Source organism: Mesorhizobium sp. M1006 (genome assembly GCF_040318825.1).
In the GTDB taxonomy this organism is placed as follows: domain Bacteria; phylum Pseudomonadota; class Alphaproteobacteria; order Rhizobiales; family Rhizobiaceae; genus Mesorhizobium.
Genome location: NZ_JAMYMZ010000090.1, coordinates 1 through 10,477 on the forward strand (window position 1 = coordinate 1; position 10,477 = coordinate 10,477).

General features: G+C 64.2%; 12 protein-coding genes. 6 read left to right on the forward strand and 6 right to left on the reverse strand.

All coding sequences use genetic code 11. The features are described 5' to 3' along the window. Nucleotides 1–296: 296 nt before the first annotated feature. Nucleotides 297–503: a DUF1737 domain-containing protein gene (locus NKH60_RS33850; protein ID WP_352470863.1), complete on the reverse strand. Its 207-nt coding sequence runs from the start codon at nt 501–503 to the stop codon at nt 297–299. 28 nt (nt 504–531) lie between these two features. Beyond that, nucleotides 532–1,413, reverse strand: a complete 882-nt coding sequence (locus NKH60_RS33855; RefSeq protein ID WP_352837381.1) for an HpcH/HpaI aldolase/citrate lyase family protein — start codon at nt 1,411–1,413, stop codon at nt 532–534. A 277-nt stretch (nt 1,414–1,690) separates the two neighbouring features. Between NKH60_RS33855 and NKH60_RS33860 the strand changes: the two genes are divergently transcribed. Genes NKH60_RS33860 through NKH60_RS33875 form a run of 4 tightly spaced genes read left to right on the forward strand, consistent with a single transcriptional unit; the run spans nt 1,691 to nt 6,703 of the window. Continuing rightward, nucleotides 1,691–3,235, forward strand: coding sequence for a DUF4153 domain-containing protein (locus tag NKH60_RS33860; protein ID WP_352837378.1), 1,545 nt, complete (start codon nt 1,691–1,693; stop codon nt 3,233–3,235). Nucleotides 3,236–3,239: 4 nt separating this feature from the next. Then, complete coding sequence (locus NKH60_RS33865; protein ID WP_352837375.1) at nt 3,240–3,932, forward strand: response regulator; 693 nt, start codon at nt 3,240–3,242, stop codon at nt 3,930–3,932. Beyond that, nucleotides 3,920–5,506, forward strand: coding sequence for an ATP-binding protein (locus NKH60_RS33870; RefSeq protein WP_352837372.1), 1,587 nt, complete (start codon nt 3,920–3,922; stop codon nt 5,504–5,506). The genes NKH60_RS33865 and NKH60_RS33870 overlap by 13 nt, the downstream gene beginning before the upstream one ends. A gap of 30 nt (nt 5,507–5,536) precedes the next feature. Further along, nucleotides 5,537–6,703: an NAD(P)/FAD-dependent oxidoreductase gene (locus tag NKH60_RS33875; protein ID WP_352837370.1), complete on the forward strand. Its 1,167-nt coding sequence runs from the start codon at nt 5,537–5,539 to the stop codon at nt 6,701–6,703. Between the two features lie 36 nt (nt 6,704–6,739). Here the strand turns inward: NKH60_RS33875 and NKH60_RS33880 are convergent, their stop codons facing one another. The 4 genes from NKH60_RS33880 to NKH60_RS33895 form a co-directional block, all read right to left on the reverse strand. Then, entirely contained in the window at nt 6,740–7,228 is a 489-nt protein-coding gene (locus NKH60_RS33880; RefSeq protein WP_352837367.1) for an SRPBCC family protein, read from the reverse strand. Nucleotides 7,229–7,266: 38 nt separating this feature from the next. Next, complete coding sequence (locus tag NKH60_RS33885; protein ID WP_352541961.1) at nt 7,267–7,713, reverse strand: SRPBCC family protein; 447 nt, start codon at nt 7,711–7,713, stop codon at nt 7,267–7,269. Further along, nucleotides 7,713–8,024: an ArsR/SmtB family transcription factor gene (locus NKH60_RS33890; protein WP_352450226.1), complete on the reverse strand. Its 312-nt coding sequence runs from the start codon at nt 8,022–8,024 to the stop codon at nt 7,713–7,715. The genes NKH60_RS33885 and NKH60_RS33890 overlap by 1 nt, the downstream gene beginning before the upstream one ends. Nucleotides 8,025–8,103: 79 nt before the next feature. Continuing rightward, the gene (locus tag NKH60_RS33895; RefSeq protein WP_352837384.1) at nt 8,104–8,529 is read right to left on the reverse strand and encodes a GNAT family N-acetyltransferase; all 426 of its coding nucleotides are present in this window, start codon (nt 8,527–8,529) and stop codon (nt 8,104–8,106) included. A 166-nt stretch (nt 8,530–8,695) separates the two neighbouring features. On the opposite strand from NKH60_RS33895, the gene leuD reads away from it, so the two are divergent. Both leuD and NKH60_RS33905 read left to right on the forward strand, forming a co-directional pair. Continuing rightward, nucleotides 8,696–9,301 carry a 3-isopropylmalate dehydratase small subunit gene (gene leuD / locus NKH60_RS33900; RefSeq protein WP_352541962.1) on the forward strand — a complete coding sequence of 202 codons (606 nt, stop codon included), beginning with the start codon at nt 8,696–8,698 and terminating at the stop codon, nt 9,299–9,301. 60 nt (nt 9,302–9,361) lie between these two features. After that, entirely contained in the window at nt 9,362–10,291 is a 930-nt protein-coding gene (locus NKH60_RS33905; RefSeq protein ID WP_352874962.1) for an Ivy family c-type lysozyme inhibitor, read from the forward strand. The last annotated feature ends 186 nt before the right edge of the window (nt 10,292–10,477 follow it).

Here is a 10,477-nt window from a genome sequence, read left to right on the forward strand (position 1 = left end):
GGACGGCTCCCTTGTTTGAGATCTCAACGAACTCATTCTGGCACATCCGATGCCGTCGGGCGCCGTCCACCCCATCATGCCGTGATAGTGATGCAGTGCGCCGGCGGTGCAGAACCGAACGCTCATCATCCCGTTCTGGGTAACGGGGCTATCCCGATCGGTGGTAGATCACACTAATCCTGATCCGCCGTGCCCTTCGGCAGAGGTAACGGCATGGATCCTAGGGTACTCCGCGACGTCGCTTCGCGACTGCTACGCCCTAGGATGACGAAGGACGAGCGCTTCAGCGAACCTCCCTACCAGTCGCTGAGCTTGGTGTCGGGGCCGTATTCCTGGCCCTCGATGTCCTTCACCACGGCCTGGCCGCAGCGCATGGTCTTGGCTTCCTGGTCATAGGCATAGGTCGGCGAGCCGAACAGGTGCCAGCCCTTGTTCAACGCCGCCGTCACCTTGTGGCAGAAGCTGGAATCGTCCGGACCGGACAGAAAACGGTAGAGTTTCATTCTTCAATCCTGTCGTCAGTTGCGTTAGTCATGCGCGAACAGCGGCGGCCTTCGCCAGCAGTTTTTCGGCCTGCGCCAGATGCAGCCGCTCGACCATCTTGCCGTTCAGCGCAACTACCGCCCTACCGGTATGTTGGGCGAGCGCGAAGGCATCCTTGACCGCGCGCGCTTCGGCTATTGCTTCGGGCGACGGTGCAAAGGCGCGGTTCGCGGCTTCGATCTGAGCCGGATGGATTAGCGACTTGCCGTCAAAACCCATGGCGGCCGCTTCCGTGCACTCGCGCGCAAACCCGTCCATATCGCGAAAATCATTGAAGACGCCATCGAGCAGGTCGAGGCCGCCGGCACGCGCCGCGAGCACCATTTGCATCAGCCATGGAACGAGATAGCGCCGGTCGGGCGTGGCGAGAATTCCGGTGTCCTTGACCAGGTCATTCGTTCCGGCAGCGAAACAAGCCAGTCGAGAGGCCGGATCGCGGCCGAGCTCAGCGATCGGCCCGATATTGAGCAGCGCCCTGGGCGTCTCGATCATCGCCCATAGCTTGACTTCGTCGGCGATAAAATTGTCGTCGAGCACGTCGCCGGCCTCGAGAATGTCGCGCGGCGTGTCGACCTTGGGCAGCAGGATGGCGTCGGGCGAGCATTTTGCCGCGGCCAGCAGGTCGGCGCCGCCCCACTCGCTCGACAGCGCATTGATGCGCACGACCATCTCGCAGCGCCGGTTGGAACGGCCGGCGAAAATCGCCGCCAGCTTTTCGCGCGCGGAAGGCTTGTCGGCCGGGGCGACGGCGTCCTCGAGATCGATGACGACGGTATCGCAGGCCAGCGATTGGATCTTGGCCAGCGCCTTGTCGTTCGAAGCCGGGACGTAAAGCACCGAGCGGCGCGGGCGGTAGCTTTCGGTGGTCATCTCCGATCTATGCCGTCTGCAGCCGGCCGAGGCAAGCCGTGCATAAAAACTGCACGCAATTTCGGAAAATCTCCTCGTCTCCGCCCCGCTTGCCACCCGACCGGATGCGACAAGGGCGGCATGCAAGAGCAAACGAACTCCCGTTGGTCCCTGCCGTACCGGCTTCGCCGCGAAAGCTGGTGGCTCGTCGATCCGCCCGGACTTCGGTAAACCTCCTCCCTTTCGTCCGGAAATCCCCGCCCACCGGCCGCATCAAAGCCGCCGAGAAAGCCCGATCATGATAGTATTCCTCTCGGCGGCGCCGAGCTATTGCTACCGCTTCGGCGTTGCCGTCCTGCTCGTCGCACTGGCCGATTTTTTCTTCTATGGCCAACCGGCGGGCATCACGCTTTTCCTGTTCGGCGTTGCGATTGCAGCGGCGAGCATGGCTCTCCATCCTCTCGGCGCCTTCAACGACGGCAGGTTCTGGTTCAAGCCGGTTGCGCTGTTCATGGCGCTGCTGCCGCTTGTGGAAAATGTCAGCGCACTGTCCGTCTCGATCGCGCTGGCGGCGACGGCCATCTTCGCGCTTTCACTGGCCGGACGGTTGCGGCTCGGCCTTGCCCGCATTGCCGGCCAACTCTCGCTGTTCCTGGTTGCAACGCCATTTCGGCTCGTCCTTGATTTCTTCCGCTGGCGCATGGCGGCGCGGCGGCTTGGCCGGCGGCGCGTGCGCCTTGCGGCGATCGCCGTCTGGGTCATGCCGCTGAGCCTCGGCACAGTGTTCCTCGCGCTGTTCGGCGCCGCCAATCCGGTCATCGAATATTGGTTCTCGCTGATCGACCTGATGGCACTGCTCGACCTCGTCCAGCTGCCACGTCTCGCCTTCTGGCTGTTCGTGCTTGCCTGCGTCTGGGCCTTTCTGCGGCCGCGCCTGCCGCGTTTTCTCCGCCGCCGCAGGGTGTCGCCAGCCAGCGCACCGGCGACGCCGGCCACCAGGACCACCATCGAGGACATCGTCTTCGGCAAGGCCGCTATCCTCCGGGCGCTCGTCGTCTTCAACATCCTGTTCGCGGTGCAGAGCGCACTCGACGCCACCTATCTGTGGGGCGGCATCGCGCTTCCCGACGGGCTGACCTATGCCGCCTACGCGCATCGCGGCGCCTATCCGCTGATCGTCACGGCGCTGCTGGCCGCCGGCTTCGTGCTGGCGGCGCTGCGGCCGGGAAGCGCGACCTCCGGCGATCCGCTCATCCGCCGGCTGGTTTATGCCTGGGTGGCGCAGAACATCCTCCTGGTGATCTCGTCGATCCTGCGGCTCGATCTCTATATCGGTATCTATGCGCTGACCTATTGGCGTGTCGCTGCGTTCGTCTGGATGGGGCTGGTGGCGGCAGGCCTTGTCCTGATCATGGCCCGCATCGCGCGCGAAAAGTCCAACGAATGGCTGCTTGCCGCCAATCTTCTGACGCTATCGGCGACGCTCTATGCCTGCTCGTTCATCAACTTTGCCGCGCTGATCGCCAACTACAATGTCGACCATTGCTTCGAAATGACCGGCCAAGGCACCCAGCTCGACGTCTGGTACCTGCGCTCGCTCGGGCCCGGCGCCTTGCCGGCGCTCGATCGCTTCGTCCAGCACCAGAGCAGGACGGTTTCCGCGGAGGATGCCTCCATCCGCGAACTCGCCGGCTGGTATGCACAGGACGAAGCACGCTTCCGCGCCGGCCAGGAGAACTGGCGGGGCTGGAGCTTTCGCGACTGGCGGCTCAACCGCGCCCTCAACAGGCGTGGCCCGTTCGTGGTTCCTCCGATGTCCGAACCCTTCATGCCGGGCCGCTGATTTGATGCCGCACCACATACTGGTCGCCGACGACGACCCGCACATTCGCGAAATCATCTGCTTCGCGCTGGAAAAGGCCGGCATGAAAACGCTGGCGGTGCCGGACGGCGCGGCTGCCTTGCAGGCGATAGAGCGCCATGCGCCCGATCTCGTCGTGCTCGACATCGGCATGCCGGAAATGGACGGGCTGGAAGTGTGCCGGCGGCTGCGCCACACATCCGACCTGCCGGTGCTGTTCCTGTCCGCGCGTGATGAAGAGATCGACCGCGTGCTCGGGCTGGAGATGGGCGGCGATGATTATGTCATCAAGCCGTTCAGCCCGCGCGAGCTGGTCGCCCGCGTCAACGTCATTCTGCGCCGCGCTCGGCCCACGCCGGAACCAGCCGACGACCGGCAATTCTCGCATGGCAGACTGTTGCTGGTTCCGGCAAGCCATACAGCCAGCTTCGACGGCAAGCCGCTGGCGCTGACGTCGATCGAATTCGCGATCCTGAAAGGCTTTTTGGCGCGGCCGGCGCATGTGCTTGGCCGCGACATGGTGATGGCCAACGCCTATGCGGCCAATATCCATGTCGCAGACCGCACCGTCGACAGCCACATCCGCAATATCCGCGCCAAGCTGGCGGCCGTCGGCTGCGTCGATGCGATCGAGACCGTGCACGGCGTCGGTTTTCGGCTGGGCGGATGCGGCGCGTGAGCGCCCAAGGACTGATTGGCAGCAAATGGCGGCCTCGCCTCGCCACGGTCGTCATCGCCATCCTGATCATGGTGATGGCGCTGCCGCTGGCCGGCCTGTTTTTCTTCCGGCTCTACGAGAACCAGCTGATCCGGCAGACCGAGGCCGAGCTGATCGCCCAAGGCGCCGCCCTTGGCGCGATCTATGCGCAAGAGGTTCGCGAGGCCGGCATTGCCCCGGAAAAGCTAGGCGCACCCGTGCCTTCACCCAACACCAGCGATCGGGCCTCTCCCTACCAGCCGATCGAACCGGGCCTCGATCTTGCGTCCGACGGGATCCTGCCGACCCGGCCCGCGGCCACCGCGGCCAGCGCCGATCCCGCCTTCGCTTCAATCGGCGCACGCCTGTCGGGCATTCTTGCCGAGACGCAGAAGACCACGCTCGCCGGCTTCCGGCTGCTCGATCCCAGAGGCGTGGTCATCGCCGGCCGTGAGGAGGCCGGCCTGTCGCTCGCGGCTGTCGAAGAGGTTCGCGCAGCGCTTGCCGGCCGCTACGCCAGCGCGCTCAGGCTGCGGGTTCCCGACCAGCCGTCGCCGCCGCTCTATTCGGTCAGCCGCGGCACCAAGGTTCGCGTCTTCGTGGCCATGCCGGTTGCGGTCTCCGGCAAGGTCGCCGGCGTCGTCTATCTGTCGCGGACGCCGAACAACATCGTCAAGCATCTCTATGGCGAGCGCGGCAAGGTGGCGCTGGCGGCAATCGCCATCCTCGGCGGCGCGCTGCTGATCGGGCTGGTCTTCCTGCGCGCCGTCAGCCGTCCGATCTATGCGCTGATGGAACGCACGAAACGCATCGCCGCCGGCGACCGCGCGGCGATCAGGCCGCTCGATCACCACGGCACGCGCGAAATGGGTGAACTCTCTGCTGCTTTCCTCGACATGGCCGAAAAGCTGCACGCACGCTCCGACGGCATCCAGACCTTTGCCACCCACGTCTCGCACGAGCTCAAATCGCCGCTGACGGCGATCCAGGGGGCCGCCGAACTGCTGCGCGATTCGGGCAGCGCGATGGACGAGGCCGAGCGGCGGCGTTTTTCGGACAATATCGTCACCGATGCCGGCCGGCTCAACCTTCTGGTGCGCCGCCTGCTCGACCTGGCGCGCGCCGAAAATCTCGAACCGAGCGGCGAAAACACGTCGCTCACTGCTGCACTGGCGCTGCTGCCGGCCGACCACAGGCTGGCGCTGCGCCTCGAGGCGGGCGCCCAGATCGGTCTGCGCATATCGGCCGAAAACGCGGCGATCGTGCTGGCCAATCTCATCGACAATTCGGCGCGGCACGGCGCAACGCTGGTTTCGATCACGGCCGCAAGCGCGGACGGCAAGGCCACCATTGTGGTGGACGACGACGGCGCCGGCATTTCGCCCAGCAACCGAGGCCGCATCTTCGAGCCGTTCTTCACCACGCGCCGCGATTCCGGCGGCACCGGCATGGGCCTCGGCATCGTGCTGGCCCTCCTGAAAGCGCATGATGGCACGATCCGGCTGGTTGACTCGGCGAGCGGCACGCGCTTCGAGATCATCCTGCCGGCGGCGTGACGCGGCGGTTCAGATCGGAAGGGCCAAAAGGTGCATTACGACATCGTCATCATCGGCGGAGCCATCGTCGGCTCCTCGGTCGCCTATTATCTGCGCGAGGAAGGGTTTTCGGGCTCGATCGCGCTTGTCGAGCGCGACCCGCAATTTTCCCGCGCCGCGACCACGCTGTCCTGCGCCTCAATCCGCCAGCAGTTCTCGATCCCGGAAAACATCCGGCTGTCGCAATTCACGCTGAAACTGTTCCGGCGGCTCAGGGAAGAGTTTGGCGCGGACGCCGATATCGGCTTTCGCGAAGGCGGCTACCTCATCCTTGCCGGCGAGAACGGGCTGCCGATCCTGCGGGCCAACCACGAGGCGCAGATGGCCGAGGGCGCCGACATCGTGCTCGAGGATGCCGAGGCGCTCGTCCGCCGCTTTCCGTGGCTGTCGGTCGAGGGCATTTCCGCCGGCGCCTATGGCCGCAGCGGCGAAGGCTGGTTCGACGCGCATGCGATGCTGATGCTGTTCCGCAAGGCACTGCGAAGCAAGAACATTGATTTCATCACAGCGTCGGTGACCGGTATCGAGCGGCAGGGGAAGCGCGTCGCCGGTGTGACCCTCGACAATGGCGAGCGGCTCGAGGCCGGCACCGTCGTTAACGCCGCCGGGCCGAATGCCGGCAAGGTGGCAGCAATGGCCGGGCTGGCGCTGCCAGTGGAGCCGCGCAAGCGCAACGTCTTCGTCTTCGAGGCGCGCGAAAAATATGACGACATGCCGCTGCTGGTCGACCCGAGCGGCATCTATGTCCGGCCGGAGGGCTCGGTCTACATCACCGGGGGCGCCGAGGCGGAAGAGGGCGAAGGACCGGCCGATCCCGCCGACTTCGACCCCGACTGGCCGCTGTTCGAAGAGGTGATCTGGCCGGTGCTGGCGACCCGCATTCCAGCCTTCGAGGCGATCAAGCCGACGCGCGCCTGGGTCGGCCATTACGACTACAACACGCTCGACCAGAACGCGGTGATCGGCCCGCACCCGGAGGTCGGCAATTTCCTCTTCGCCAACGGGTTTTCCGGTCACGGCTTGCAGCAGGCTCCGGCGGTCGGCAAGGCGCTGGCCGAACTGATAGTACATGGCGGCTATCGCACGGTGGATTGCTCGGCGTTCGGGTACAGCCGGATTGCCGACGGGCGGCCGTTTCGGGAATTGAATGTAATTTAACGCTGGCGCGAAGGGATGCTACCGTTGCTTGGTGGATTAAGCCGCCGCCAAGCCGCCCGTACCAAGATACGCCTGAAGCCAGCCCAGCACCCGGGCCCAGCCTTCGGCATGCTTCGTTGCGGCAGCAGCGATGCCGGCGAAGCCGCCATGGCAGATGGTGACGCGTGTGCCGCCGGCGATCGGCTCCAGCAGCCAGGCGACTTTGGTTTCGCGGCGGCCAAGCGTCGGATGGTCCCAGTCGTATCTCCGCGTCTGCACGATCCGGCGCGGCTCTTCGATCTCCAGGAATTCGCCGCTGGCGGGCAGGTGTCTGCCGGCCGCCGTCTCGACGGTGACGCTCCAGCGGCCGCCGACGCGGAGGTCGGCCGCCCATCCGGTTATCCTGTAGGTCCTGGCGGACCCCCACCAGCGCTCGACCTCGCGTGTAACGAGGGCGTCAAAGATCCGCTCGGGCGGCGCGCGAACATCGGCGCTCGCCATAACGGTCTCGCCATTGGTCATGCTGTGCACCGCGGAACTGTACATCGCCCTGCCTCCAGAAACGTTTCGCTATCGAAACAACCTCAAGCCTTCGACGCCGGGCGCGACAGGCCTTTGCCGGTTTCGAGCAGGCTCTTCAGGCTGGACAGGATGAGCGGCCAGCCGTTCGCCACATGGCCAAGCAGCTTGTGCGGTCCATCGGCTTCGTGTGTGATGGCGAGCTTCATCATCTCGCCCTCCTGCTCGAGGGCGAAGGTGCAGCGTGTGTAGCCGTCCGCCTTGACCTCGGGCATGAACTCGTTGCGCCATTTGAGCACGATGCGCTTGGGTGGATCGATCTCGAGGACCTCGCCGCTGTCGGTGACGCGGCCGTCGGTGTAAACCATCTTCCACGCCGAACCTTGTTTCCAGTCGCTTAGCATCTGAGCGCCGAGGAAATATTGCCGCTGGAACTCCGGCTCGGTCAGTGCTTGCCAGAGTTTTTCGGGCGAGGTGCGGATGTAGGTGACATAAACGAAAATGTTGCTCATCAGTCTTCCCTTTCGAGACGTTTCTTCAAATCGCCGAGGGCGCCCAGTCGCCCCCGCTCGAATTTGCCGATCCAGCGTTCGGCGATCTCGTTGATGGGAACGGGATTCAGATAATGTTGCTTCTCGCGTCCCTTGCGGATGGTGGCGACGAGGTTTGCTTCTTCCAGGATCGCCAGATGCTTGGTCACCGCCTGGCGCGTCATGTCCATCTCACCGCACAGCGCGTTCAGCGTCTGCCCGTTCCTGGCATGAAGGCTGTCCAGCAACCGCCGGCGTGTCGGGTCGGCCAAGGCGCGAAAGACGGCATCCATGCTCATGACTCTAATATGCAACCATTTGGTTGCATGTCAAGAGGCAGAATGCGCGGGTTGAGGTCGCTGGGAGTGGATTTCAGCGCTTGCGGCCGAACCAGAATGCGTTGGGCATGCGCTCCATGCCGATACGCTGATAGAAGCCGACGGCGTCGGGCATGGAGATCAGGCTGATGGCAACGGAAGGTCCGAGTTGCCGGCGTGCCTCATCCATCAGACCCTTGCCGATACCCAGCCCTTGCGCCGATGCAGAAACAGCGAGCTCGGAGATATAGCAGACCCAGGAAAAGTCGGTGATGCCGCGAGCGATACCAACCAGCGGCTTGCCCGGCGCATCGATGCGCGCGGTGAGCACCAGGTCGGCACTCGTGAGCATCGCCTTCAAACGGGCATGATCATCGACGGGCCGTGTCTCGCCGAGGCCGGATTCCACCAGAACGCGGCGGAACTCGGCGATGCCGAGGCCCGGTTCGCTGGCGTAAAGGATCGTGGATCGCGTTGTCATGTCGACAAAAGTGCACCATGGGCCGGTGGTTTTGAAGCTGTTTGTACCGATTTTGTGTTTCGATCGACGACGGAAGTCCAAAAACAGCCGTCTTTTATTTGCCCGCGGCATTGTGTAAACCGGGCGCCAGCAATTCCCCGCAACGAGAAGAAGACGGGCAAGAACCATGGAAAAATTCACCAAGCTCACCGGTGTCGCCGCGCCGATGCCGATCGTCAATGTCGACACCGACATGATCATCCCCAAAGATTATCTCAAGACGATCAAGCGCACCGGACTCGGCACCGGCCTGTTCGCCGAAATGCGTTACAAGGACGACGGTTCGGAAAACCCGGACTTCGTGCTCAACAAGCCGGCCTACCGCAAGGCGCAGATCCTGGTCGCCGGCGACAATTTCGGCTGCGGCTCGAGCCGGGAACATGCGCCGTGGGCGCTGCTCGATTTCGGCATCCGCTGCGTGATCTCGACCTCGTTCGCCGACATTTTCTACAACAACTGCTTCAAGAACGGCATCCTGCCGATCACCGTCAGCCCGGAAGACCTGGAGAAGCTGATGGACGATGCCTCGCGCGGTTCCAACGCGACGCTGTCGGTTGATCTCGAAGCCAAGGAAATCCGCGGGCCGGACGGCGGCGTGGTCAAGTTCGACCTCGACGAATTCAAGCGCCACTGCCTGCTCAACGGGCTCGACGATATCGGTCTGACCATGGAGAAGGCCGGCGCCATCGCTTCGTTCGAGAAGAAGAACGCTGCTGAGCGCCCCTGGGCCTGAGCGTAGGATGACCTGGCCGCGACAGGCCGGGTTCGTGGCGGCTGAACGGAGGGGACAGTCATGACACGTTCGCTTCTTGCCGGAGCCTGCGCGCTGGCGTGGATTCTGATGCCGGTGGCAGGCGCGCATGCACAGACCGACATGGTGCTCGTGCCGGCTGACGATGCGTCCGGCGGGGCCGCCGACCAGGGCGCGGTGAGCAATGCGGCCCTAGCCGACAATGACAAACAGGCGCCGGTCCCGTTCGAGGGCGGCCAGCTGACCATCACTCAGGAGGAAGAGTACGGGGAACGGGTGCTCGCCTTCGACGGCAAGGAACTGGCGCGCAATTACGACGTCTTCTTCGACAAGATCGTCGAGGTCGGCGGCGTCAAGGTGGCGCTGGTCGATGTCGGCGACGGCGGCAATCAATGCGGCCCGGCCAAGGTGATCGTGTGGAAGCCGGAAGGCGGCACGATCCAGACGACCACGGTCGAGCAGGATGAATGCGGCGCGCCGCCGGCCGCGATCTCCGACAGCGCCATCTATTTCGTGCCCTATCTTTTGCCGGGCGATTCCAAGCCGGCGCTGCAATGGTCGCCGACGGACGGACTGACGACGTCCGGCAATCTGACCTACATGCCGGAGCTGGGCACCGACTGGAAGGACGTTGATCCGTCGAAATACGACAACATCATCGACGCCTTCCACAATGAAGCGGTCTACAAACTAGCCGAGACACTGCTTGGCAAGGACATGCCCGACATGGCGACCAGCCTGCTGGTCGGCGGCGGCACGGAAAAAACCGCGTCGGGCGTCTTTTTTGCGAGCGGCTGCGTGCCGCATGATTGCGGCGGCAATGACGGCTTCATGGCGGTCGACCCGGTCAACCGGAAGCTCTATTTCGCCCGCCGCGGCGACAAGCCCGAGCCGGACGCGTGGCCAGCGGTGAGTACATGGCCGGCCGACGTCAAGGAAGCGCTGGACAAGGCGCTGGGGTCGGCGAATTAGGTTTTTTGCGCGGCGCGGCGACTACCCTGCTTTCGTCATCCTCGGGTGACCCGAGGATCCATGCCGTAACATCGGCCGAAGAACCGTTGTGTCGCTCGGATGTCACGGCATGATGGGGTGGACGGCGCCCGACGGCATCGGATGTGCCAGAATGAGTTCGTTGAGATCTCAAACAAGGGAGCCGTC

Coding starts and splice junctions, on each gene's coding strand:
- NKH60_RS33855 (WP_352837381.1), bottom strand. CDS start 1,413: ATGACCACCGAAAGCTACCGCCCGCGCCGCTCGGTGCTTTACGTCCCG.
- NKH60_RS33890 (WP_352450226.1), bottom strand. CDS start 8,024: ATGGATGCCGTCTTTCGCGCCTTGGCCGACCCGACACGCCGGCGGTTG.
- NKH60_RS33860 (WP_352837378.1), top strand. CDS start 1,691: ATGATAGTATTCCTCTCGGCGGCGCCGAGCTATTGCTACCGCTTCGGC.
- NKH60_RS33850 (WP_352470863.1), bottom strand. CDS start 503: ATGAAACTCTACCGTTTTCTGTCCGGTCCGGACGATTCCAGCTTCTGC.
- NKH60_RS33895 (WP_352837384.1), bottom strand. CDS start 8,529: ATGACAACGCGATCCACGATCCTTTACGCCAGCGAACCGGGCCTCGGC.
- NKH60_RS33865 (WP_352837375.1), top strand. CDS start 3,240: ATGCCGCACCACATACTGGTCGCCGACGACGACCCGCACATTCGCGAA.
- NKH60_RS33880 (WP_352837367.1), bottom strand. CDS start 7,228: ATGTACAGTTCCGCGGTGCACAGCATGACCAATGGCGAGACCGTTATG.
- NKH60_RS33905 (WP_352874962.1), top strand. CDS start 9,362: ATGACACGTTCGCTTCTTGCCGGAGCCTGCGCGCTGGCGTGGATTCTG.
- leuD (WP_352541962.1), top strand. CDS start 8,696: ATGGAAAAATTCACCAAGCTCACCGGTGTCGCCGCGCCGATGCCGATC.
- NKH60_RS33870 (WP_352837372.1), top strand. CDS start 3,920: ATGCGGCGCGTGAGCGCCCAAGGACTGATTGGCAGCAAATGGCGGCCT.
- NKH60_RS33885 (WP_352541961.1), bottom strand. CDS start 7,713: ATGAGCAACATTTTCGTTTATGTCACCTACATCCGCACCTCGCCCGAA.